Source organism: Polynucleobacter sp. AP-Nino-20-G2, from assembly GCF_018688235.1.
Lineage (GTDB): Bacteria > Pseudomonadota > Gammaproteobacteria > Burkholderiales > Burkholderiaceae > Polynucleobacter.
Genome location: NZ_CP061313.1, coordinates 167667 through 191799 on the forward strand (window position 1 = coordinate 167667; position 24133 = coordinate 191799).

Annotated in this window: 25 protein-coding genes and 1 pseudogene; 14 read left to right on the forward strand and 12 right to left on the reverse strand. The window is 47.1% G+C overall.

What is annotated here, in order from left to right:
- Positions 1–68 precede the first annotated feature (68 nt).
- The 3 genes from argJ to FD960_RS00940 are packed head-to-tail and all read left to right on the forward strand — an operon-like array spanning position 69 to position 2604.
- The gene (gene argJ / locus FD960_RS00930; protein ID WP_215299297.1) at positions 69–1304 is read left to right on the forward strand and encodes a bifunctional glutamate N-acetyltransferase/amino-acid acetyltransferase ArgJ; all 1236 of its coding nucleotides are present in this window, start codon (positions 69–71) and stop codon (positions 1302–1304) included.
- Positions 1305–1315: 11 nt separating this feature from the next.
- Positions 1316–2182: an ATP-binding protein gene (locus tag FD960_RS00935; RefSeq protein ID WP_215299298.1), complete on the forward strand. Its 867-nt coding sequence runs from the start codon at positions 1316–1318 to the stop codon at positions 2180–2182.
- A 5-nt stretch (positions 2183–2187) separates the two neighbouring features.
- The gene (locus FD960_RS00940) at positions 2188–2604 is read left to right on the forward strand and encodes an NUDIX domain-containing protein (protein ID WP_215299299.1); all 417 of its coding nucleotides are present in this window, start codon (positions 2188–2190) and stop codon (positions 2602–2604) included.
- Here FD960_RS00940 and zapD read toward each other — a convergent pair.
- The 6 genes from zapD to FD960_RS00970 are packed head-to-tail and all read right to left on the reverse strand — an operon-like array spanning position 2601 to position 7926.
- On the reverse strand, positions 2601–3353 hold the full coding sequence (gene zapD / locus FD960_RS00945) for a cell division protein ZapD (RefSeq protein WP_215299300.1): 753 nt from the start codon (positions 3351–3353) through the stop codon (positions 2601–2603). The two genes, FD960_RS00940 and zapD, sit on opposite strands and share 4 nt — an antisense overlap.
- 11 nt (positions 3354–3364) lie before the next feature.
- On the reverse strand, positions 3365–4051 hold the full coding sequence (gene coaE / locus FD960_RS00950; RefSeq protein ID WP_371817435.1) for a dephospho-CoA kinase: 687 nt from the start codon (positions 4049–4051) through the stop codon (positions 3365–3367).
- Complete coding sequence (locus FD960_RS00955; RefSeq protein ID WP_215299301.1) at positions 4012–4506, reverse strand: A24 family peptidase; 495 nt, start codon at positions 4504–4506, stop codon at positions 4012–4014. The genes coaE and FD960_RS00955 overlap by 40 nt, the downstream gene beginning before the upstream one ends.
- The gene (locus FD960_RS00960) at positions 4506–5579 is read right to left on the reverse strand and encodes a type II secretion system F family protein (protein ID WP_251369806.1); all 1074 of its coding nucleotides are present in this window, start codon (positions 5577–5579) and stop codon (positions 4506–4508) included. The genes FD960_RS00955 and FD960_RS00960 overlap by 1 nt, the downstream gene beginning before the upstream one ends.
- Positions 5570–6640 carry a GspE/PulE family protein gene (locus tag FD960_RS00965; RefSeq protein ID WP_215299302.1) on the reverse strand — a complete coding sequence of 357 codons (1071 nt, stop codon included), beginning with the start codon at positions 6638–6640 and terminating at the stop codon, positions 5570–5572. The genes FD960_RS00960 and FD960_RS00965 overlap by 10 nt, the downstream gene beginning before the upstream one ends.
- On the reverse strand, positions 6637–7926 hold the full coding sequence (locus FD960_RS00970; RefSeq protein WP_215299303.1) for an HlyC/CorC family transporter: 1290 nt from the start codon (positions 7924–7926) through the stop codon (positions 6637–6639). The genes FD960_RS00965 and FD960_RS00970 overlap by 4 nt, the downstream gene beginning before the upstream one ends.
- 117 nt (positions 7927–8043) lie before the next feature.
- On the opposite strand from FD960_RS00970, the gene FD960_RS00975 reads away from it, so the two are divergent.
- Complete coding sequence (locus FD960_RS00975; protein WP_215299304.1) at positions 8044–8556, forward strand: methylated-DNA--[protein]-cysteine S-methyltransferase; 513 nt, start codon at positions 8044–8046, stop codon at positions 8554–8556.
- A gap of 7 nt (positions 8557–8563) precedes the next feature.
- Here FD960_RS00975 and FD960_RS00980 read toward each other — a convergent pair whose 3' ends face one another.
- Complete coding sequence (locus tag FD960_RS00980; protein WP_215299305.1) at positions 8564–9544, reverse strand: squalene/phytoene synthase family protein; 981 nt, start codon at positions 9542–9544, stop codon at positions 8564–8566.
- A 108-nt stretch (positions 9545–9652) separates the two neighbouring features.
- Here FD960_RS00980 and FD960_RS00985 point away from each other — a divergent pair, with 108 nt between their 5' ends.
- Positions 9653–11068: a sodium:solute symporter family protein gene (locus FD960_RS00985; RefSeq protein ID WP_215299306.1), complete on the forward strand. Its 1416-nt coding sequence runs from the start codon at positions 9653–9655 to the stop codon at positions 11066–11068.
- Positions 11069–11184: 116 nt separating this feature from the next.
- Complete coding sequence (locus FD960_RS00990) at positions 11185–12204, forward strand: 2-dehydropantoate 2-reductase (RefSeq protein ID WP_215299307.1); 1020 nt, start codon at positions 11185–11187, stop codon at positions 12202–12204.
- Between the two features lie 99 nt (positions 12205–12303).
- Here FD960_RS00990 and FD960_RS00995 read toward each other — a convergent pair whose 3' ends face one another.
- The gene (locus FD960_RS00995) at positions 12304–13071 is read right to left on the reverse strand and encodes a fumarylacetoacetate hydrolase family protein (protein WP_215299308.1); all 768 of its coding nucleotides are present in this window, start codon (positions 13069–13071) and stop codon (positions 12304–12306) included.
- 56 nt (positions 13072–13127) lie between these two features.
- Between FD960_RS00995 and FD960_RS01000 the strand changes: the two genes are divergently transcribed.
- Positions 13128–14066: a glycine/sarcosine/betaine reductase selenoprotein B family protein gene (locus tag FD960_RS01000; RefSeq protein ID WP_215299309.1), complete on the forward strand. Its 939-nt coding sequence runs from the start codon at positions 13128–13130 to the stop codon at positions 14064–14066.
- Here FD960_RS01000 and FD960_RS01005 read toward each other — a convergent pair.
- On the reverse strand, positions 14063–15067 hold the full coding sequence (locus tag FD960_RS01005) for a polyprenyl synthetase family protein (protein ID WP_215299310.1): 1005 nt from the start codon (positions 15065–15067) through the stop codon (positions 14063–14065). The genes FD960_RS01000 and FD960_RS01005 overlap by 4 nt on opposite strands.
- 75 nt (positions 15068–15142) lie before the next feature.
- Between FD960_RS01005 and rplU the strand changes: the two genes are divergently transcribed.
- The 4 genes and pseudogenes from rplU to proB form a co-directional block, all read left to right on the forward strand.
- Positions 15143–15454 carry a 50S ribosomal protein L21 gene (rplU, locus tag FD960_RS01010; RefSeq protein ID WP_041484800.1) on the forward strand — a complete coding sequence of 104 codons (312 nt, stop codon included), beginning with the start codon at positions 15143–15145 and terminating at the stop codon, positions 15452–15454.
- 33 nt (positions 15455–15487) lie between these two features.
- Positions 15488–15748: a 50S ribosomal protein L27 gene (gene rpmA / locus FD960_RS01015; RefSeq protein WP_011902041.1), complete on the forward strand. Its 261-nt coding sequence runs from the start codon at positions 15488–15490 to the stop codon at positions 15746–15748.
- 88 nt (positions 15749–15836) lie between these two features.
- Positions 15837–16925 (forward strand): Obg family GTPase CgtA, encoded by a 1089-nt coding sequence (obgE, locus tag FD960_RS01020; protein ID WP_215299311.1) that lies wholly within the window; start codon positions 15837–15839, stop codon positions 16923–16925.
- 24 nt (positions 16926–16949) lie between these two features.
- A pseudogene (gene proB / locus FD960_RS01025) lies at positions 16950–17726 on the forward strand (glutamate 5-kinase); the annotation flags it as partial.
- A gap of 42 nt (positions 17727–17768) precedes the next feature.
- Here the strand turns inward: proB and FD960_RS01030 are convergent.
- Complete coding sequence (locus tag FD960_RS01030) at positions 17769–18335, reverse strand: CNP1-like family protein (RefSeq protein WP_215299313.1); 567 nt, start codon at positions 18333–18335, stop codon at positions 17769–17771.
- Positions 18332–18931, reverse strand: coding sequence for an RNA pyrophosphohydrolase (locus tag FD960_RS01035; RefSeq protein WP_215299314.1), 600 nt, complete (start codon positions 18929–18931; stop codon positions 18332–18334). Before FD960_RS01035 ends, FD960_RS01030 begins: the two co-directional genes overlap by 4 nt.
- A gap of 48 nt (positions 18932–18979) precedes the next feature.
- Between FD960_RS01035 and FD960_RS01040 the strand changes: the two genes are divergently transcribed.
- Positions 18980–20722: a proline--tRNA ligase gene (locus FD960_RS01040; protein WP_215299315.1), complete on the forward strand. Its 1743-nt coding sequence runs from the start codon at positions 18980–18982 to the stop codon at positions 20720–20722.
- A gap of 19 nt (positions 20723–20741) precedes the next feature.
- On the opposite strand, the gene ffh is transcribed toward FD960_RS01040, so the two are convergent.
- Positions 20742–22124 (reverse strand): signal recognition particle protein, encoded by a 1383-nt coding sequence (gene ffh, locus FD960_RS01045; RefSeq protein WP_215299316.1) that lies wholly within the window; start codon positions 22122–22124, stop codon positions 20742–20744.
- 20 nt (positions 22125–22144) lie between these two features.
- Here ffh and FD960_RS01050 point away from each other — a divergent pair, with 20 nt between their 5' ends.
- Both FD960_RS01050 and ampD read left to right on the forward strand, forming a co-directional pair.
- Positions 22145–22993, forward strand: a complete 849-nt coding sequence (locus FD960_RS01050) for an inner membrane protein YpjD (protein ID WP_215299317.1) — start codon at positions 22145–22147, stop codon at positions 22991–22993.
- 4 nt (positions 22994–22997) lie between these two features.
- Positions 22998–23813 carry a 1,6-anhydro-N-acetylmuramyl-L-alanine amidase AmpD gene (gene ampD, locus FD960_RS01055; protein ID WP_256441752.1) on the forward strand — a complete coding sequence of 272 codons (816 nt, stop codon included), beginning with the start codon at positions 22998–23000 and terminating at the stop codon, positions 23811–23813.
- Positions 23814–24133: the final 320 nt, after the last annotated feature.

Consider the following 24133-nt stretch of genomic DNA (forward strand, 5'->3'; position numbering starts at 1 on the left):
GTTTTACAGCAAGCGCGCCATTTTATTGGTGCGCTTGCTTTTTAAGCCTCATCTACAATTGTCAAATCATGACAGTGAACTTACCCCTCCCCCAAAAAGACCAACTTAAGCCCATTAAGGGATTTCAGATGGGTATTGCCGAAGCCGGAATTAAAAAGGCTGATCGCAAAGACCTATTGGTGATGACCTTGGTGCCTGGATCTCAGGTTGCTGGTGTTTTTACCCTGAATCGTTTCTGTGCCGCCCCAGTTCAAGTGTGCCGAGAGCATTTGGCGCAAGATGGCGCTAAAGGCGAGATTCGCGCTTTGGTTGTGAATACCGGTAATGCGAATGCAGGCACTGGCGAGCGGGGCATGAAAGATGCTTTGGCAACTTGCGCCACTCTTGCTAAAGAATTAAATCTCAATCCGGAGCAAATTCTTCCTTTTTCAACTGGAGTGATTCTCGAGCCGCTTCCAATTGAGAAAATCATTAGCGCACTCCCAAAGGCTGTTGCTAATTTAGGTGAGGATCATTGGTTTGACGCTGCTGAAGCGATTATGACTACCGATACGCAACCAAAGGCTACGTCAACTTCAGTTGATACTCCCGCTGGTCAGATCGCGATTACCGGGATTTGTAAGGGTGCTGGAATGATTCACCCTAATATGGCAACCATGTTGGGATTTATTGCCACTGATGCTGGATTCGCGCCGGGCCTATTGGGAAAATTGACCCAGGAAATTGCTGATCAATCTTTTAATGCGATTACGATTGATGGCGATACTTCAACGAATGATTCGTTCATCATTATGGCGACAGGTCAATCTTCTGTGCAAATTCAGTCTACTGAGGATCCTAGCTATAGCGTAGTGAAGACTGCTTTGATTGCGCTGGCTCGCAAGCTTGCGCAGATGATTGTGAGGGATGGAGAGGGCGCTACTAAATTGATCACAATAGATGTGCAGGGTGGCAAGACGGAAGCCGAATGTCGTTTAGTGGCTGAGGCAATCGCACATTCACCATTGGTTAAAACAGCATTCTTCGCCAGTGATCCTAACTTAGGCCGCATTCTTGCGGCTATTGGCTATGCTGGTATTGCTGACTTAGATGTTAATAAAGTGCAAATGTGGCTCGGTGATGTTTGGGTTGCTAAGGATGGTGGACGTAATCCCAGCTATCAAGAGGCCGATGGTCAGAGAGTAATGCAGGCTGCCGAAATTACTGTGAAGATTGATTTGGGTCGCGGATCGGCGCAGCAAACTATGTGGACATGTGATCTATCACATGACTATGTCTCTATTAATGCTGATTACCGTTCCTAGGAAATTTTTTGATGAATGAAAAACTAGATCGACTCCTAAGTCATCTCGAGACATTTTTACCTAAACAGTTGACTGAAGAGCAGTGGACATCCTCCACTGCATTTAGATGGCGTCGTCGGGATAGTATTTTCGGTAGCATTGGATTCTTGCAACCGGTCAAGCATGTGGCAGATATTACTTTTGAAGATCTACAAAATATTGATCGTCAGAGGGATGCAATTCGTGACAATACAAGAAACTTTATTCAAAAAAAGCCTGCCAATAATATTCTATTGACGGGTGCGCGTGGAACTGGAAAGTCCTCTCTCATTAAGGCAAGCTTGCATGAGTTTGCTAGCCAAGGCTTGCGTTTGGTTGAAGTTGAAAAAGAGCACTTAGCGGATTTGGCGGACATTACGGAGTTACTGGCCGATAGACCAGAGCGCTTTATTATTTTTTGCGACGACCTATCTTTTGAGGATGGTGAGTCTGGTTATAAGGCGATGAAGTCTGCCTTAGATGGCTCTGTATCCGCTCAGGTCGATAACATTCTGATCTATGCAACCTCAAATCGCCGGCACCTATTGCCTGAGTACATGAAAGATAACGAAGGCTATTCTCATGGCGATGATGGTGAGTTGCATCCCGGTGAAGTAGTGGAGGAAAAAATTTCTCTATCGGAGCGCTTTGGTTTGTGGCTTTCTTTCTATCCCCCCAAGCAAGATGAATACTTGGCAATTGTTTCCCATTGGCTGCAACACTTTGGTTTAAGTAATCCCCAAATAGAAGCTGCACGTGCGGAGGCATTGATCTGGGCCTTGGAGCGTGGATCACGTTCTGGTCGAGTGGCTTGGCAATTTGCTAAGCATTGGGCTGGCTCTCATCCCGCATCAGCTTAAATTTTATGGCCGAGATAAATCGCGCCGTTACCGAGGTGGCGGCTGGAATCTTATTGGACTCACAGGGTCGCTATCTTTTGGGCCAGCGACCCGTAGGCAAGCCATATGCTGGGTACTGGGAAGTCCCAGGCGGAAAGATTGAAAAAGGTGAGTCTGTATTTGCAGCACTCAAGCGCGAGCTTCAGGAAGAGCTTGGAATCGACATTGAATCTAGCGAAGAGTTGCTAGTTCTAGAGTATGACTATCCACATGCTTATGTGCGTTTGCATGTCAGCATTATTAGAAGCTGGACTGGAAATCCTCGGGGCTGCGAGGGGCAAGAGCTATCTTGGCAACGACTGGCAGATGAGAAGCCTAGTGTTGAACCTTTATTGCCAGCAGCCTGGCCAATGTTAGAAAAGTTAAGATTGCTCTTGGCTTAGAGCTGGCAAAGGGTGAGCCTAAAAGGCACATCCTCATTGACGATTTGTGGTTTTTTATCTCGATCGCTTTTAAGAAAACGAATAGATAGAAGATATTTATTAGCGCTGATCTCAGAGAAGAGGGAATCATCTTCCACGGCAATGCGCATTAACTGATACACCTTACCAGAAGGTGCTTGTTGAAATGATCCTTGATGAGCCACAACATCTTTAGCTTCACCGGATTGGCGAAGTAAGCGTAAAAATATCTGACAGGCCTCATGCCACGGCAAAAGTGGGGCGATGTAATTTTCTAAGAGTTCTCTGCGTTGAGCGGAAGGGCTATTTTTCCAAGCGTGATAACTTGGCAAATCAATTGGACTAGTTCCACCAGGAATATTAAGTCGCGTTCGAATGGCATTGAGCCACTCACTCTCGGTAATTGCCGCATTAGGCTTTCCCATTGACTGATTAATGTTGAGTGCAGCCCTGTCGATTTCAGAGAGTGTTTGTGAGAGCGCTTCTTGATCCACTTTTTGAGAAGACTTCAAGCCATTGAGTGCGTATTTCTGACGTTCAAATTCTTTGAGCAATAAAGATTTGATATCGCCTCGGGAGCCGATATCGCCCAAATCAAACAACATGGCAATCGCATTGTGGTGAAGTTCGGGATCATCCGATCTCACAAAGTGATTGAATCGGGCGAACAAATACTCTAGCCGAAGCATGCTTCGGACTAATTCATTGAAAGGGTATTCGTAGACGATCACAAGCCTATATTCTATGACGAACCTGGCGAACTAATCTTAATTTTAAGTAATTTTTCATGAAGATCTTGGACTTCCCGTCTAAGCTCCTCCAGGCTTCCCTGATTTTGAATGACCGCATTGGCATTATCAAGTCGCTCTTTTCTGCTTGCCTGGGCCTTGAGGATATTTTCGACATCTGAGCGAGCCATATTATTGCGGTGCATCACACGCTCGATTTGTGTTTCTTCTGGGCAATCAACCACCACAACAAAGTCCAGTAAATCTACCCACGTTCTCGATTCAACTAGTAGGGGCACCACAAATACAAGGTAGGGAGCTCCAGATTTTGCCAGTGTAAAAGCCTGTTTAGCGGTCTCCTGCTTGATGAGGGGGTGGGTAATTTGTTCTAGAGTCTGTCTAGCTTGAGCGTTTCCAAACACTAAAGTACGCATTTTTGGGCGATCCAAGGCGCCGTGGCTATCAAGATATTCCGACCCAAACCTCTCGCTAATGAGGGGGATGGCCGATCCGCCGGGAGCGGTAATTTGGTGGGCAATCAGATCGGTATCAATAATTCCTGCCCCGAGTTGACCTAGCAGGTCGCTGACCGCTGTTTTGCCAGAGCCAATGCCTCCGGTGAGTCCAACCAAAGGAATATCCCCTTTTAAGGCATTGATGTCTAGCTGTGTATCAGGAGGGTTGGAATGATTTGAGGCCATAACAGTTCAATGATGCCAGCAATGACAAGAAAGGGGCCAAATGGGAAGGCCTGGTGCAGTTTGTGACGACTCCATTTAAGCCAAAGAAGCCCCCCAAGAATCCCTAGGGTTGATGCAAGCAGCAAAATGCTTGGGAGGGTGGCCCATCCTAGCCATGCCCCTAATGCGCTCAGTAGTTTTGCATCTCCCATGCCAATGCCATTGCGATGCTTGAGGAGGTAATAGAGAGCGTTGAGCGCCCAAATTACTCCATACCCAAGACAGGCTCCAATCAGTGCGGATGGGGGGTCGGTAAATCGAAGGTTTGAAGTGAGGTTAAGTCCAAGACCCAGGATGATTAGAGGCAGGGTAATGGCGTTGGGCAAACGAAAGCTGCGCCAATCAATATAGGCCAGATATAGCAGGGCCAATATGAAAAGAGTTTTGACAAGCCCACTGAGTGTTGCGACATCCATTAGACGATTTGCCCTAAATTAAAAATGGGTAGATATAGGATTATCACCAAGCTGCCAATGATGGCACCAACCATCAGGATTAGCGCAGGCTCCAAGCTTTGGCTGAGTGAATTTAAGCGCCCACTGAGTTGCGCTCCCAGCGCTGTAGCACGTTTATTGAGCATCTCCGGCAGGGATCCACTTTCAGCGCCAATATGTAATAGCAATCTGGTCTCTATATCCATGAGGGGCGCATGTCGATCAGCCCTTTTGAGTGCATCTCCCAGGGGCCAGCCTCGCGTGAGTTCTTTAAATAGTTCAGCGCTGAAGTCATGGCTGACCCAGTGATTGGAGGATTGCGCGGTGACACGAAGAGCGTCGGGTAGTGTCAATCCAGCTTCGAGTAAATGGCCTAAGGTGCGGCACCAGCATGACAGGGTTGCTAGCCGAAATAAATTGCCAAAGAAAGGGATTCGTAAGCTGATGCTATCGCAACGTCTTTGCAGTGAAGTGGATTTAAGCCATACATAGACGAAGCACGTGACTCCTGTGAAAATGAGCGTACTCGCTTCAATGCAGTAATCCTGGATGAAGTCGGAACACTGAATTAATATGCGCGTGGGCGCGGGAAGTTCCGCCTGAAAATGCCCAAACACATCTTTAAAGACGGGGACAACCCATACCAGCATGACTGCGACCAATAGGAATGATGTGGCAAGCGTGATGATGGGGTAGGTGAGGGATTGCTGTACTTTTCTACGCAATTCAATTTGCGCTTCTAGTTGTTGGGAAATGGTACGCAGCGCAATGGTGATGTCTCCCGATCTTTCGCCTACGCGAATCAGGTTATAAAACTCCGCTGCAAATCTCCCGTCTTGTGCGAGTAGGCAGAATGAAAAACTATTTCCTTTTCGCAATAGATCGCGAAGATTTCCCAGCCAACCTTGCCATGATTTTGGCGAAGATTGAATGAGGAGTTCAATCGCGTTGAGAAGGGGTAAACCTGCGTGAAGTAGGGCCAGCAACTGTTGGGCGAAAACGAGTTGTTCTGGCTTGCTGAGATGTTTTGTCAATACAGTGAGATTTAGTGCCAAGCGCTAACCTCAGCTTCAAGAGCTTTGAGATTAATGAGTCCCGCGTTGACCCACTGCATTCCTGCAGAATGTAAATCCATATAGGGGGTGGAAAGTGAGAGTTGTTGAGGTCCCAATACTTCATGAACTCCGATGCGCCCAAAATAACCAGACCCCTTGCAGTATGAGCAATCTTTTGGAGAGCTCTTTGTAGTGCAATGTTGACATTTTCTGCGCACCAAGCGTTGAGAGCTCACGCAACGTAGGCAAGATTCAATGGCCTCTTGGTCAATGCCCAAGCTTTTAAGACGATTAAGAGACCCGAGTGCATTACGGGTGTGTAGAGTACTTAATACAAGATGCCCTGTTTGCGCCGCCTGAATAGCAAGTTGAGCACTGGCCGCATCTCGAATTTCCCCAATCATGATGACATCAGGATCCTGCCTTAATAGGGCGCGAATGATCGTTGGAAAATCTAATCCCGCTTTTGGGTGATAAGCCACTTGATTCACGCCAGGAAGACGAATTTCAATTGGATCTTCCACAGAGCAGAGATTGCGTTGGACTTGATTGAGTGCGCTGAGGCAGCTGTACAGAGTACGGGTCTTCCCGCTACCCGTTGGACCCGTTACCAGAATTAGTCCATTAGTTTGTTGAATGGCATGCTTAAATATGGCTAGCTGCTCTGGTAGCAAGCCAATGCTCTCTAAGGCGAGTTCATTTAGCTGACTTGGGAGAATCCGTACCACTGCTTTTTCACCGTGCAGTGTTGGCAGAATAGAAACTCGGCAATCAATATTAGGCTTGCTGAAATCATGCCCGATAGCAAGTCGACCATCTTGGGGCAATCGCTTCTCTGCGATATCCAAGCGGGCCAAAATTTTGATGCGGGTAATGAGGCGCTCATGCAAATCAATAGGGTATTGATTTTGTAGTCTGAGTTGTCCATCTATACGGACGCGCACCATCGTTTCTTGAGTGCGAGCCTCAATGTGAATGTCCGTTGCCCGGGAATTTAATGCATCAACTGTGATTCCATGCCAGGTACGAATAATGTGAGAATCATGAAGTGCTTCGCTCAATCTTGCTTGGGCTGATTGAGGGGTCTATATAGCTTCACAGTTTTAACCCCGTGTTCGTCGAACTGCACAATCTCCATTACAACGTCTGCTATCCGGATGCTGACATCATGATCAGGGATAGCCTCTAATTTCTCCAAGATCAGACCGTTTAAAGTACGGGGGCCATCCAGAGGTAGGTCGAGATTCAGGAGGCGATTTAAATCGCGTAGCGATGCGCTACCGCTTGCAAGATAGGTACCATCAGTAAGCCAGCGCGGATTGTTGGAGAGATTTGAAAAGGAGGTGGTGAACTCCCCAATCAGCTCTTCAACAATATCCTCAAATGTCACTAGGCCAAGAACTTCCCCATACTCATTCACGACGAGGCTAAGGCGTTGCTGATTGTCCTGGAAAAACTGCATCTGCTGTAGTACGGGTGTACCGCTTGGAATGAAGTAAGGCTCATTGAGTAAAACCCTAAAGTCCTCATGGTGCAGTTCTGAGCTTCCCAACAAGGAGAGCGCCTTTTTTACCGAGAGGATTCCAACGATGCGCTCTGAATCGCCATCACATACCGGTAGTTTATTGTGATAACAAGTTTCTAGTTGTTGCACGACTTCATCGATAGGTCTTGAAAGATCTAAAATCTCAATCTTTGCGCGAGGTGTCATCACATCCTCAACCAGAATATTTTCCAAGTTGAACAAGTTCAGCAATATATTGCGATGGTGCGCAGATACAAAACGATTGGATTCAAGTACGAGGCTGCGCAACTCCTCTTTACTCATCACGCGATTTTCATTGGATGCCTGTAGTCCAGAAATTTTCATCAAACCCGAAACCAGATTATTGATGAACCACAGTAAGGGCTTCAGAAAGTAAGTAAGCGGCAGAATGACCCAGCCGACATTGCTGGCGATTTTCTCGGGAAATGCTGCGCCAATCACCTTTGGCGTAATCTCGCTAAAGATGATGATGAGTAAGGCTACAACCAGAGTGGCAATCGACAGTACTAGTCCACTATCGCCAAAAATATGCAGCGCAATACCGGTTACCAAAATTGGTAGGATGGTATTGATGAGGTTGTTGGAGATGAGTAATACAGAGAGAAGCGAGTCAATCCGCTTTAATAATCTTTCGGCAAGCGCAGCTCCAGCATTGCCTCCATTTGCCATTGCGCGAAGGCGATGACGATTTGAGGAAAGCATGCTGGTTTCGGCCATGGAAAAAAAGCCGGAGAGTGCGAGTAAAAATAGGACTAGAGCGACTTGGCCAATAAAAGGCCAATCATCAAAAAAAGTGTCCATTAGGGGCGCCTGCAAAGAATAAAGAAGAACCAATATAGCAAAGTGGCATTTCTCTCGCTATAGCTTTGTTGGAATTGTCCCCGAATAATTTCCGTAATGTATGTCAGAATCTTCCGCATGCCCTCTTCTCGATCCAGCTTAGTCATCCATTCCGCCGAGTATTGCGTCATTGCAGCGCCTTTTGGGTGTCTGGGAGTACAAACTGAGCTGGTAGATGACAGCTTGATGATTTCAAAAATTGATTACTTGCCGCCCACCACCGCTCTGATTGCCCCAGCAAATCAGTTGGCTAAAGCTTTTTCAAAGCAATGTGCTCAATATTTCAAAAATCCTTCAGCTAGTTTTGATTTGCCACTTAAGCCGGCCGGCACTGTGCACCAGCAAAAAGTCTGGAATGCCGCCCAAAATATTGAGATTGGCAGTACAAAGACTTACGGGGAGATTGCCAAAGAAATTAAGAGCGGTCCGCGTGCTGTTGGAACCGCTTGCGGCGCCAATCCTTATCCCCTCATTACACCTTGTCACCGGGTAGTTTCTGCGCAAGGAATAGGTGGATTTATGAAGGAAGACACGCCAGGGCTTCATCGTCAAATCAAAATTTGGCTCTTAAAGCACGAGGGTGCTCTTTAGCTCATTTTTAATGGCGGCCTGCTGTAATACGTCTCAAGCGTCCAGAGGCGATATATAGAAACAATCTCATCGTGGCATCACTGCCTGCTGCTAGCTTGGTGAAGCTATAGAAGCACCCTACCGTTTTGCGAGACAGCTTTACCTCCGCCTTGTCGCTAAATTCTGTTTTACTAGCAATCTTCTCTAGAGTCATTACAGCTAGACCAAATGCTAAGAAGCAAAAGCGCCTCATGCCACTTTCACCCTTGGGAATCAGCAGAATATAGGCGAGAGAGTCTTGAAGCTTTTCATGGGCAATCTTGAGAAGCGCTGTTTGTGAAAGATGCATTGGTTTCCACGACACTCCGCGTGCGCGATCCTCTGGCGAGTCCTTGAGAATATTAGTCATCTGCAGCGCTTGACCAAAAGCCACTGCCAGTTTTTCATGGCCCTGAATGCGTTTGGCAAACTCCGGTGAGTAGTTGCTAAAAATAGTGGTAAGAAGTTCTCCAACCACTCCCGCTACTACATAGCAGTAGTGTTCAAATTCAGGTAAATCTTTTAGACCCTCTTGAGTTTGTCTATTGTGAAAATAAGACATCCCCTCTGACATGATGGAGACGCAGCGGCTAATTGCGACTTGATCTCTATCTGAAAAAGTGTGGAGTATTCTTAGAACGGTTGGGGTATGGGCAATTAAATCTAGTTCATCCTGATTTGAATAAGCTTTTAAGGCCTCTAGACAGGGGGTGACAAAAGCGCTAGCAGGAATGATTCCAAGAACCGTCTCTAAAAAGAGTTTAGATAGACCCTGTTTCTCTGTGGCCGTTAATTCACTTGCATCCTCAATGGTGTCGACAATGCGGCAAAGTAGATAAGTATTGCCAACCACCTTCTCAATTGCCGGTGGTAATAGGGGGATGGTGAGGGCAAAAGTGCGCGAGACAGAACTCAAAATGGCTTTTTGATAAGCCAGATCAGCAATTGGGTTCTCTGTTGGGGAATTCACCCATGAATTATGTCAGACGAGCGTGCCCAAATTTAAGCCTTATTTCATGAATGTCATAAGTGACAAGGCCATATAATTTGTGCAAATTCCTGAAGGAGAAATTGGGCGATGTTGATTTGGTTTGTCATCATCTATTGGGTAGTGTCTGTGGGCATCGGCCTTTGGGCTGCGCTACGCGTTAAAAATACCGCAGACTTTGCCGCCGCTGGCCATAGCCTCCCTTTGCCGATTGTGACTGCCACCGTCTTTGCCACTTGGTTTGGCTCTGAAACTGTCCTAGGTATACCAGCTACTTTTTTAAAAGAGGGTTTGGGCGGCATTGTTTCAGACCCCTTTGGCTCTTCGATGTGTCTGATATTGGTGGGCCTCTTTTTTGCTCGACATCTCTACAACCGGCGCATGCTCACTATTGGTGATTTCTTTAGGGAGAAGTATGGGCGAACAGTTGAAGTTTTGGTGACCCTCTGTATTGTGGTTTCTTATCTAGGCTGGGTTGCTGCACAAATTAAAGCCTTAGGATTGGTTTTCAATGTCGTTTCCGAGGGCAGTATTTCTCAGACTGGCGGCATGTTGATTGGCGCGGGTAGTGTGTTGATCTACACCTTGTTTGGGGGCATGTGGTCAGTAGCCATTACCGATTTCATTCAAATGATCATCATCGTAGTCGGGATGCTCTATATCGGTGGTGAAATGACTGTTCAAACAGGTGGCATTGGCGTAGTACTTGAACATGCCGCTGCCGCAGGCCAATTTTCTAATTTCTGGCCCGATATGAACCTGGCATCCATCTTGGGATTTGTCGCTGCTTTATGCACCATGATGCTGGGCTCTATTCCGCAGCAGGATGTCTTTCAGCGTATCACCTCCTCAAAGAACGTCAATATTGCCGTCCAAGCGGCTCTGTTGGGCGGTGTTTTGTATTTCATTTTTGCTTTTGTTCCCTTGTATCTAGCGTATTCAGCCACCATCATCAGTCCTGATTTGGTGCAGCAGTACTTAAATACAGACCCCCAGATGATTTTGCCAAAGTTGATTTTGAATCACGCACCATTGATTGCGCAGGTGATGTTTTTTGGGGCGCTTCTGTCGGCGATTAAGAGTTGTGCCAGTGCGACTTTGCTGGCCCCATCGGTCACGTTTGCCGAAAATATCGTCAGAGGATTTTTTAAGCATTTATCTGATCGAGATTTGTTGAAGGTAATGCGTATTACCGTCCTATGTTTTGCAGTGGTCGTTACTTTTTTTGCGGTGAATTCCCATTTATCTATTTTTAAGATGGTGGAGAACGCCTATAAAGTGACATTGGTTGCAGCTTTCGTGCCACTTGCCTTTGGTGTGTATTGGTCGAAAGCGAACTCCTTAGGCGGCTTATTGGCTGTTGTTGGGGGGCTCACTGTCTGGATCAGTTGCGAAACCCTTGCTCCAAATGCGATTCTTCCCCCTCAATTAGCCGGGCTTTTGGCTAGTGTCATTGGCATGCTCTTAGGTGGCTTAGTCCCCAGAGCTAAATTAAGCGCCATTTAAGGGCTGAGACAATCTTAAATATGCCCAAAAAATAGGCATAAATATTTTGTTGCACCGCAAAATATTCTCCTCTAATATGACACTAATTCAAAATTTTTTATCTTTATGGAGTTTTTATGAAAATCTGTGTGATCGGTGGAGGGGGCGCTATTGGCGGTTACCTTGCTGTCATGTTGGCTCGAGCGGGCAATGAGGTAACGGTTGTTGCTCGTGGCGCTACTCTAGCGGCAATCAAAGAGCGTGGTCTTGCGCTAATTATGGATGACCAGCCCGAGCCCCTGGTGGCTCAGGTGAAGGCGGTAGAAAAAATTACCGATGCAGAAACGCCCGATGTCGTGATTTTGGCTGTCAAGGCGCATCAGGTTGAACCTATCATTGACGACCTTGCAGCAATCATGGGTCCTGAGACTATTTTGATCCCAATGCAGAACGGAATTCCATGGTGGTATTTCCAAAAGCTGGGCGGTGATTACCAAGATCACTCGGTGGAAACTGTGGATGCTGGCGGCGTTGCTAAGAAAGCAATTAATCCAAATAATATTATTGGTTGCGTGGTGTATCCCGCCACCTTTACTCAAGCACCGGGTGTCATCCGTCACGTTGAAGGCAATCGCTTTCCTTTAGGTGAGTTGGATGGCAAAGTGACCGAGCGCATTCAGAAAATGTCTGAAATGATGGGTGCTGCTGGTTTCAAATCTCCGATCCTGGAAGATATTCGTTCTGAAATTTGGTTGAAGTTGTGGGGCAACATGACCTTCAATCCAATCAGCTCATTGACTCATGGAACCTTAGAAGGTATTTGCCAACATCCTTTGACGAAAGAGTTGGCTCGTAACATGATGGCTGAAGCTCAAACGATTGCCGAGAAGTTGGGCGTCACTTTCCGTGTGGATATTGAGCGTCGCATTGCTGGTGCCGAGAAGGTTGGGAAACACAAAACTTCTATGCTGCAAGACCTAGAAGCTGGTCGCAGTTTAGAAATTGATGCCTTGCTTGGTTCGGTTATTGAGCTTGGCAAGATTACTCAGACTCCAACACCCTGCTTGAACACGGTTTTTGCGTTGACGAAGTATCTTGATGAGAATGTTCAGGCCTCTAAAGGCAGTTTGGCATTGCCATCAGTTTCAGGTTACTAAAAGAAAAAAGTAGTTGAGTATTTCTTTTTAGAAACGTCAGCAATAAAAAACCCTCACCACTAATCATGGCGAGGGTTTTTATTTTTAAGCTTGCGATCTTTATTCGAAGCGATTGTCTAAACGACCAACGCCATCAATAATGACGCTGACATTGCTGCCTGGTTTCATAGAGCCAACGCCAACTGATGTTCCGCAGGCAATAATGTCGCCCGCTTGTAGTGGAACATCTTGAGAAATCAGGCTCACCAATTTTGCTGGCGGAAAAATCATGTCAGCAATAGGGTAGCTCTGACGTTCTTGCTCATTCAAAATAGTTTTAACGGTGAGCTTGCTTGGGTCAACATCGGTGGCAATATAGGGGCCAAAAACGCCGAAGGTATTAAAGCTCTTAGAACGAGTCCACTGAGCGTAGCCTGGGTCACGATTGAGGATTTCAATCGCCGTTACATCGTTGATGCAGGTATAGCCAAAAATCGCTTGCGCTGCTTCCGTTTCACTTGCCTCATGACAGGCTTTGCCAATCACAATACCAAGCTCACCTTCGTAAACTACTTTTCCAGAATAAGACTTTGGTGTCCGGATGGTTTGATTTGCGGCCAGAAATGAATTATTTCCTTTAAGGAAATACAAGGGTTCTGCCGGCACTGAATGCTCTAGTTTAGTAACAAGTGCGTGAAAGTTATCCACCATCGCCACCATCTTTGATGGCGTGCATGGAGTGTCAATGGTTACATCGGTAAGTTTTAGCGATTCTCCGGTAGGCTGGGGATTGTTGAAAAGGTCGCCAGAGTAAATGGTAATTTGCTCCCCGTGCACCTGTCCAAATCCCGTTTTGCCTTGATGTTGAAATCTGAGCCATTGAGCCATAATGAATTCTCCTGATAGTTAATATTTAATAAGCAATATCTTACAGGGATGCATTGATGACTAATAAGAGCGCTGAATTGCTGTTTGCACCAGAGTTGGATCAACCTATTCGTTACATCGAACGGACACGTCATTACTATTTGGGCTTAGGATATGACACGCCCTATGTATGGGCTCACTATATTGATGTCCCTTTTGTACCCCTAAAGAAGCCACTCAATCAATCCATTTTGGGTCTGGTGACGACGGCTGTACCATTTGATTCCAGCAAAGGGCTACAGGGACCTGGAGCGCCCTATAACGCTAGCGCGAAATTTTATGAGCCCTATAGCAAGCCTGTTAGCGAGGATGCGGATTTGCGCATCGCGCATGTTGGTATTGATCGACGCAATGCGAATATGGAGGATATGAATTGTTGGTTTCCATTGGACGCAGCTAAACGCGCTGTTGGGCTTGGGCGCATTCAGACATTATCAAAACACTTCTATGGATTGCCAACGAATCGCAGTCAGCGACATACTCTTGAAATAGATGCCCCGATTATTTTGGAAAACATGCGTGCAGATGGGGTGGATGCTGCCGTATTAATTCCGAACTGCCCGATTTGCCATCAAAGCCAAAGTTTGTTGGCTCGATATTTAGAGAGCGCTGGCATTCCAACGGTGGTCATGGGTGCTGCGAAAGATATTGTCGAGTACTGCGGTGTGCCACGGTTTTTATTTAGCGATTTTCCTCTTGGGAATGCGGCGGCCATGCCGAATCATCGTGAGTCACAAGATATGAATTTTGAGCTTGCTTTGCGTGTATTAGAGAGTGCTCCTGCTCCTCGAACAACTGTGCAGTCACCCTTGGTTTGGTCGGATGATCCCGCTTGGAAGTTGGATTATTCGAATCTAGAGAAGCTCTCGGATCAAGAGATTGCTCGCTTACGAGATGAGGCTGAGAAGGCGCGCATTACGGCGCGTGACCTCAGAATGAAAAGCGTAGGTGCTTAAGTTTGACGAGCTAAGGAGTATTTGCACAAAGCATGTAGTGCTGTTGTGGCTTCATTGGTGGGAAAGTCTTTGATGCACTCCAGCGCAAGATCCACCTCTTTCTTTGCGGCAGCTTGAGTGTATTCAAGGGCGCCTGAATTTTGTACCGCGCTCAGAATTTGCGCGAACACGTCATCTGGCAAGTCTTGATTTTGTTCAATAGCCGCGCGAACCAAGAGGCGCTCTTCGGTGTTGCCATTTTCCAAAAGATAAATCAGTGGAAGCGTGGGCTTGCCTTCTCGCAAATCATCGCCGGCATTTTTTCCCATTTGCGCTGCGTCAGCGGTGTAATCCAATAGGTCATCCATGAGTTGGAAGGCGGTTCCGATATGACGACCAAAAGCCGCAGCCTGTTTTTGCTGCTCAGTATTCGTTTTTGCCAGGATGGCGCCAAGTTCTGTTGAGGCTTCGAATAATTTGGCTGTTTTGTAGCGAATGACCTGCAAATAGCTTTCTTCGTCAACTTCTGGGTCATTCATATTCAAGAGCTGTAAAACTTCGCCCTCGGCAATCGTATTGGTTGCATCGGAGAGAATTTCCATGACGCGCAGGTCATTTGGGCCCACCATCATTTGAAAGGCTCTGGAATACAGAAAATCGCCCACTAAAACGCTTGCTGCATTCCCAAAGGCGGCATTGGCCGTTTCTCGACCCCTGCGCAGGGTAGATTCATCCACCACATCGTCATGAAGTAGGGTGGCAGTGTGGATAAACTCCACTACCGCTGCTAGTTCTAGGGCGTGAGGCGTTTCTTTGCCATTGGCCAGGGCTTTGCTGATGAGAAGCAGGAGGGCTGGTCTAATCCGTTTTCCGCCTGCCTGAATGATGTAGGTGGAGATTTGGTCAATTAAGGCGACTTTTGAGGCTAGGCGTAGACGAATAACCTCATCTAAGGCCTTGAAATCTAAGGAGATTGGTGCCAAAATTTGGCTTAATTCATTGGTTTTGACAGTGCTCGTCATGCAAGATATAATAATAGGCTTAGCTCATCCAGGGTGGATTAGCTTAAATGTAGATATTAATTGAGGTTTCAAACCATGTACGCGGTCATAAAAACCGGTGGCAAACAGTATAAAGTTGCTGCAGGCGAAAAATTGAAAATAGAACAGATACCAGCGGAAATCGGCAGCGAAATCACTCTTGACCAAGTCCTCGCCGTAGGCGAAGGCGCTTCACTCAAATTGGGTGATCCATTGGTTAATGGTGCAGCTGTGATGGCCACTGTCGTCTCCCAGGGACGTCACGATAAAGTGACAATCTTTAAGATGCGCCGTCGCAAGCATTATCAAAAGCACCAAGGCCATCGTCAGAATTACACAGAAATTCTGATTAACACGATTAAAGCCTAATTTAGGCTAACGGCTAAATAGCAGGAGAAAGATATGGCACAGAAAAAAGGCGGCGGCTCGACACGAAATGGCCGCGACTCAGAATCGAAACGCTTAGGCGTTAAGGTATTTGGCGGCGAGCATATTAATGCTGGCAGCATCATCATTCGTCAACGCGGTACACGAGTTCATCCGGGTGCAAACGTTGGTATTGGTAAAGATCACACTTTGTTCGCTTTAATTGACGGACAAGTGGAATTTGGCGTTAAGGGTGCTTTGAAGAAGGCCCAGGTTTCAGTTCTCCCGCGTTCATAAGACGCCTGACTGAGACACGTTTGATTCAGATTTATTCCGAATTTAACTCTTAGGAACAGGCCTCGCAGTAGCGAGGCCTTTTTTATTCATGAAATTTATAGACGAAGCTCGTATTGAAGTCATAGCTGGCCAAGGTGGCGCCGGGAGTGCCTCCATGCGCCGCGAAAAGTTTATTGAATTTGGCGGCCCCGATGGTGGCGATGGCGGTAAAGGCGGCAGCGTTTGGGCTACCGCGGATCGCAACATCAATACGCTGATTGATTACCGTTATGCGAAAACGCACACTGCTAAAAATGGTGAGCCAGGTCGTGGTGCAGATTGCTATGGCCGCGCGGGCGATGATATTGAATTGCGTATGCCGGTTGGAACGATTATTTCTGACTATGAAACTGGTGAACCGATCGCTGATTTAACTACCCATGGCGAGCGTCTTTGTTTGGCGCAGGGCGGGGTTGGTGGCTGGGGAAATATCCACTTTAAGAGCAGTACGAATCGCGCTCCTCGTCAGAAGACCAATGGCAAACCAGGCGAGCGTCGTAAATTAAAGTTAGAGCTTAAGGTATTGGCAGACGTTGGTTTATTGGGCATGCCAAATGCCGGTAAATCCACATTGATTACCGCCGTCTCCAACGCTCGTCCAAAAATTGCGGATTATCCTTTTACAACTTTGCATCCAAATTTAGGCGTGGTGCGCGTTGGTAGCGAGCGTAGCTTTGTGATTGCGGATATTCCCGGTTTGATTGAAGGTGCTGCGGAAGGTGCCGGCTTAGGCCATCGCTTCTTAAGACATTTGCAGCGCACTGGCGTGTTGCTACATTTGGTTGATATTGCTCCATTTGATGAGAATGTCGATCCCGTAGCCGACGCAAATGCGATTGTGAATGAATTGCGCAAGTACGATGAAGCGCTGGTTGAAAAGCCTCGCTGGTTGGTGCTCAACAAGGTCGATATGATTCCCGAGGAAGATCGCAAAAAAGTAGTTGCGGACTTTATTAAAAAGTTTAAGTGGAAGGGTCCCGTATTTGAGATCTCCGCTTTAACTGGGATGGGTTGCGATAAGCTTTGTTACTCGTTGCAAGATTATTTGGACTCTGCTCGTAAAGATCGCGATGATGCTGATGAGCGTGCTGCTGATCCGCGTTATCAGACTCAGTCAGAAGACAAAACACCAGATTAATTTCATTTGATATGCTCAACTGATATGACTGCGCAAAAAGCTAAACGAATTGTTGTGAAAGTGGGCTCTAGTCTCGTCACTAATAATGGCGAAGGCTTGGATCATGCTGCGATCGCAATGTGGGCTGAACAGATGGCAGCCTTATTGGGTGCTGGCCACCAAGTATTGATGGTGAGCTCTGGTGCGATTGCGGAGGGTATGCAACGTTTAGGTTGGGCTAAGCGTCCGCAAGAAATTCATCAGCTGCAAGCGGCTGCTGCTGTTGGTCAAATGGGCTTAGTGCAGGTGTATGAGAGTTGCTTTGCGCGCTTCAATCTTCGTAGTGCTCAGATTCTCTTAACGAATGCTGACTTAGCGCATCCAGAGCGTAATGCGAATGCGAAGGCTACCTTAGATACTTTGTTAAAGCTTGGTGTAGTTCCCATCATTAATGAAAATGACACTGTTGTTACTGATGAAATCAAGTTCGGCGATAACGATAGCTTGGCCGCTTTAGTAACCAATTTAATTCATGCTGATTTGTTAGTGATTCTGACTGACCAAGGGGGATTGTTCACTGCCGATCCACGTCAAGATGCCACAGCAACTTTATTGAGCGATGCCATTGCAGGAGATCTTGCCCTCGAAAAAATGGCCGGAGGTGCTGCGAGCGAACTTAGCAAGGGTGGCATGTTGACTAAAGTTTTGGCGGCAAAGGTTGCCGCTCAAACTGGTGCCTCAACCATCATTGCTTCTGGCCGTGAGCCTAATGTACTCACTCGCTTAATGAATGGCGAGAAAATCGGTACCTTTTTAGCCGCGTCTTAACTCCTACAGACGCGCCTCCTTCCCTTAATACAAAATTTAGTTCATTACCCCGAATGAGTTGGTGGGCTTCGTGCCGCCTGTAAATGCATTAGGGTTAAGAGATTGAATAACCGTTTTGAGATTTTTCTCTTGGGTATTGAAATTGCAGAGCGCGCCTTGCGCTAATGCCGCTTGATAACGATTTGGCGTGTGATCCTGAATAGCTCGCCAAGTAGAGAGTGGATTTTCTTTCCATGCACCATTTTCAAATGTGCCATACAGGCGCCACTGGAAGGAGTCGCAGCGAATGCCTTCGTATTGCGTTTGGGTATTTCCATTGGGGCTGGTCAGAATGACGGTATATCTAGTGATGCCATCATTACCGATCAAAATGGAGTCGGTGTCCACCGCAAACTTAAAGATTGTCTGTGAAGAGACGTAGAAGGGCTGGATGGTGGATTGATTGGGGGGATTTAAAGGCATTGCAGTAGCCCCCTCTTTAAACACCATTGGCGCAAATGGATCAACGCCGCTTTCCAGTGGATCTCCTGCGCAACCAAGTAGACCCATGCTCAAGGCTAAGCTGATTGAGCAAAATTGAAGGTGGCGTAGGGAGGTTTTCATTGGGGCTTTTCGTTGGGTTTTACATCTTTAGCGGGATCTTCTTCACCTGCGTAGAGGGATTGGAAGAGGTCTAAGGGGGAGCCCCAGGCAAGCTGTTGCATGCGCAGGCCGCGAGAAAGGTAGCGCGCCAACTCGGAAAGCGCCAATTGATAGACCTCGCGCTTGAAATCAATCACTGAATCGAGCTGAATCCAGAATGGAACCCAGCGCCATGCATCAAATTCAGGGTGTTCTGAGGCTCGCAGGTGAATATCACTATCCAAGCCCACTAAGCGCAGTAAAAACCAAATTTGTTTTTGGCCGCGATAGCTGGCGCGGTTGGTTCTGGTTGCGTGTTGGCGGCGCAGGAACTCCTCAGGGACGTCGTAGCGAAGCCAATCCCTAGTCCGTCCAATAATTTGGACATGTTCTGGCAGCAAGCCTACTTCCTCATGCAATTCGCGGTACATGGCCTGCTCAGGGCTTTCACCATGCTGAATCCCGCCCTGCGGGAACTGCCACGAATGCTGCCCAACGCGTTTTCCCCAGAAAACCTCGTTGCGGCTATTGAGGAGGACTATGCCGACATTGGGTCGATACCCTTCACGGTCAAGCATGATCGTGCCTCAAATCCTTTAAAATCAATGATTTGATTATATCCATACATGAAAGCCTCACAGTCATTTCTCGCCACGCTAAAAGAAGCCCCCTCTGACGCTGAGGTGGTTTCGCACAAGCTCATGGTGCGCGCCGGTTTAATTCGCAAACTCAGTGCGGGCGTTTATAACTATTTGCCCCTGGGTTTAAAGTCAATCCGTAAGGTGGAAAACATTATTCGCGAAGAGATGAATCGTGCTGGCGCGATTGAGTTGCTCATGCCAATGATTCAGCCTGCGGAATTATGGCAAGAGACTGGTCGCTGGGAAAAGATGGGGCCAGAGTTGCTTCGTATCAAAGACCGACATGATCGTGACTTTTTGATTCAGCCAACTTCGGAAGAGGTGGTCACGGATTTAGCAAGAAATGAAATCAAGAGCTACAAACAGCTCCCAGTCAATTTTTATCAGATCCAAACAAAGTTCCGCGATGAGCGTCGTCCACGTTTTGGAATTATGCGCGGCCGTGAATTCAGCATGAAGGATGCGTACTCATTTGATCGAGATACTGAAGGTCTGAAGAAGTCTTATCAAACGATGTTTGATGCCTACACTCGTATCTTTAAGCGTATGGGCTTAAAGTTCCGCGCAGTAACAGCTGATAACGGTGCGATTGGTGGATCGGGTAGTCAAGAGTTTCATGTGATTGCGGATACCGGCGAAGATGCGATTGTGTATTGCCCCACTTCAGATTACGCGGCTAATCTTGAGGCTGCCGAGTCACTCTCTTTAATCGCGGCACGTGCAGCTGCTACTCAGGTAATCACTAAAACCCCAACCCCCGACAAGACAAATTGTGCTGATGTGGCGAAGTTCTTAAATCTACCGCTTGAGCAAACAGTGAAGTCTTTATTGTTTGCGGCAGATCAAGAAGAGGGTCCAGCAAAATTATTTATGGTCTTAGTACGTGGCGATCATGAGTTGAATGAAATCAAAGCGAGCAAGATTCCTGGTATGGCGGAATCACGCTTTGCAAGTGAGGCTGAGATTAAGCAAGCATGTAATGCCCCTGCGGGCTACTTAGGTCCTGTTGGTGTTAGTGCCGATGTGACTGTAGTTGCTGATCGTACCGTGGCGAATATGTCTGACTTTGTGTGTGGTGCTAATGAAGCTGGTCATCATTTCATTGGCGTCAACTGGGGCCGTGATTTGCCTGAGCCTTTGGTGATGGATTTGCGTAATGCCGTTGTTGGTGATGCCTCTCCCGATGGCAAAGGTGTTGTAGATATTTGCCGTGGCATTGAAGTGGGTCACGTATTCCAATTGGGTACAAGGTATTCTGAAGCAATGGGTTGCACTTATCTTGATCAGCAGGGTAAGGCGCAGCCTATGGTGATGGGTTGTTACGGCATTGGTGTTACACGCCTACTGGGCGCTGCGATTGAGCAGGGTCATGATGAGCGCGGCATTATTTGGCCTATTTCAATGGCGCCATTTGAGGTGGTCATTTGCCCGATGGGTTACGACAAATCCGAAGCGGTAAAAGTTGCCGCTGATCAATTGCATGATGACCTCATCGCTGCTGGTATTGATGTGGTGTTGGATGATCGCGGTGAAAGACCTGGGGCGATGTTTGCTGACTGGGAATTGATTGGCGTGCCATTCCGAGTGGTCATTGGCGATCGCGGTTTGGCGGATTCTCAAGTGGAATTCAAAGGCCGCACTGATGTTGAATCTGAAAACATTCCGCTGTCAGAAATTAAAGCGAAAGTGATTGCTGCGGTCGAAGCAGCTAAGAAATTCGTTTCTTAAGCTGCGTTACCGCTCACTATTATTTTTTAAAGAGTCCGCCAAGTCCTTTGGCGGCTCCTTTTGCGGCCATTGAGGCCATGGTGCGCGCCATCTTTCCGCCTTTGAATTGCTTCATCATCGTTTGCATTTGTTCAAACTGCGCCAGTAGGCGATTGACTTCTTGAACCTCAACACCGGCACCCGCTGCAATACGACGCTTCCGAGTCGCTTTGAGTAACTCCGGTTTGGCGCGTTCTTTTGGCGTCATGCTATCAATAATGCCGCGCATGCGTCGCGTTTGTTTGTCGGCTGCACTTAAGTTTGTTTTGGAGGCTGCCTGCGCCATATGGCTGGGCAATTTATCCATCAAACTAGCCATGCCACCCATCTGTTGCATCTGTGCGAGTTGATCTCTGAAGTCACCTAGATCAAACCCACCCTTCGAAATCTTGCTTGCTAATTTTTCTGCTTTGGCTACATCAACGTTCTGTTGGGCTTGCTCAACCAGTGCCAGGATATCGCCCATACCCAAAATACGATTGGCCATGCGATCCGCATCGAATGCTTCAAGGCCATCCATTTTTTCGGCCACGCCGATAAATTTGAGTGGCACTCCAGTAACTTGACGAACGGAGAGGGCGGCACCACCGCGTGAGTCGCCATCCAATTTGGTGAGAATGACGCCTGTTAATGGGAGTGCTTCATGGAATGCTTTGGCTGTATTCACAGCATCTTGACCCAGCATGGCATCCACTACGAATAGGGTCTCAATCGGATTGAGATTGGCATGCAAAGTCTTAATTTCTTGCATCAATGCTTCATCGATACCTAAGCGACCTGCTGTATCTACTAGCAAGACATCAAAGTAGTGGCGACGAGCCCAATCTAATGCGGATGCAGCGATCTCGCTTGGCTTTTGGTTGATATTGCTGGGGAAGAATTCAGCGCCAACTTGTTTGGTGACGGTTTCTAGCTGCTCAATCGCGGCAGGGCGGTAGACGTCGCAAGAAACTGTCAGCACTTTCTTTTTCTTCTTTTCCTGAAGAAATTTGGTGAGCTTACCAACCGAGGTGGTTTTACCGGCACCTTGTAGGCCTGCCATCAAAATCACTGCTGGTGGTTGGGTGGCTAAGTTGAGCTCCCCACTTTGCGTTGTATCGCCACGCATGACTTGGGCGAGTTCACGCTGCACAACGCCTACCAAGGCCTGGCCGGGACTTAAACTGCCAACCACTTCTTCGCCAAGGGCTTTAAACTTAATTTGTTCGAGTAGTGACTTCACCACCGGCAGCGCTACGTCGGCCTCTAGTAAGGCGAGCCGGATCTCGCGGAGCATTTCCGCGGTATTGCTTTCGGTGAGGCGAGCTTGCCCCCGCATTGTTTTAACAACACGAGATAGGCGGTCGGTGAGATTCTCTAGCATTTATCGATTAGACTTTCCAGATGGATATTTTAGGTTACTCAAGTTCCGCATGGCTGCCATCAGCACTTTATTTGCTTCTTTTGCTCTTTTTGGGTTCAAGAACAGAGAAAAAGATGGAGTCTACCGCTTTTGCTGGCGTGATCCAGATTGCGATTTTATTTATTTTGGTGGTTCATGGGATTCAGTTGCATGACTCGGTCTTTACGCCTCAAGGGTTTGTATTCGGCTTTGCCCAAGATCTTTCCTTAATTGCCTGGGTTGGACTCGCTTTTTATTGGTTTCAGGCTTGGTTTCTGCCTATTTCTAGCTTGCGCTGGCTCGTCTTATGTTTTGCCCTGATCTGCTCAGTATTGCCCGCGATCTTTACTGGCACTGTAATTTCTCCAAAGGCGGTATCCGATCCTTGGTTCAAAGGGCACTTTATTGTGGCCACCATTTCAGTTGGTTTATTAAGTCTTGCGGCTTTACATGCCATGTTGATGAGCGTGCAAGATCGCGCTTTACATCGCCAGCTTGCGGTGATTCCAAACGGGCGAGTAGCTCGCTGTCTCGAGGGCCTACCTCCTTTAATGACAATGGAAAGTCTTTTATTTAATTTGCTCTATGTTGGCGTGGCACTGCTCAGTTTGACGGTGTTTTCGGGTTTGTTATTTTCGCAAACGCTATTTGGCAAGCCCTTGGTCTTTGACCACAAAACTATTTTTGCCTTGATCTCATGGGTTTTATTTTCCGGCCTGTTGATTGCTCGTTGGCGTGTTGGTCTGCGGGGGCGCGTTGCGGTTCGCTGGGTCCTGAGCGCCTATACCGCCTTGTTGCTAGCCTATGTTGGCAGCCGTTTTGTTTTAGAAGTCATCCTTCAAAGAGCGTGATGCTTTGATCAAGTGGCTTTTTCTATTTAGCCTTGCTGCCATTTTTTACCTTTGGCTGAAAGGGAAAAAGCAGGTTCAGTTTGATAGCGAGCAGGCTAACAAGGCAAGCGCTAAGCAGGCCAAGATCCCCGACCCAGAAGTAATGGTGCAATGTCAATATTGCTCCGTTCATCTGCCCAAGTCAGATGCGATTGCGAGAGAGAAGTGCTTTTATTGTTCGCAAGCCCATTTGCAATCTTTAGATGCGACAGGTTGGTTGGGGTCTGCTGCTTGGAGACTTTCACCAAATCAAGACTCTCGACCCCAGGGTGTAGATCCTGATTTACTAGTGATTCATCACATTAGCTTGCCACCAGGCGGCTTTGTGGATCGTAATTGCACTGGGTTTATTGTGGATTTTTTTCAAAACAAGCTTGATTCATCGTTGCATCCCTATTTCCAAGAAATCGCAGAGCAAAAGGTGTCTAGTCATTTTTTAATCTCTAGGCAGGGTGAGGTGTTTCAGTTTGTTTCCACTCAAAATAAGGCCTGGCATGCTGGTCTGTCCTCTTTTTTCGGGCGCGAGAAGTGCAATGACTTTTCAATTGGAGTGGAGTTGGAGGGAGATTCTGACCATCCCTTCGAAGATATTCAATATCAAGCGCTTGCCAAGCTAACCAGCGAACTTCAGGCTATCTATCCAAATCTGCATTTTGCAGGGCACAGTGATATCGCCCCAGGAAGAAAGACTGACCCTGGCATTCAGTTTGATTGGGAAAAATTTCAGGCCAAAGCCGACATTTCTGTCGATAAATTACCCTTCGGATTGCATTCACGCTAGGGTTGATAATTAGTATGTGAGCATACGCTTACTTTCTTGCCCTTTAGCTAAAAAGGGCTGAAAAATACGCACCAAAATGATTCCTAAATTGTTGGAAAACCTAGGAAAAATACTTATAAATATTCATCAGAAATGACTTACTAATTTCCGAATATTTCCCTATACTTAGTACCAAATGCACTTCGAGACACTAGATGTAGTGTTTGAATACAGCAATACCCCATTGTTTTTTAACGTTTTTTTGTCCAAATAACTATATATAAGCAGGAAAAATATGACATATGCCAACCCACAGACAGCAGGACAGACTGCCGGCACAA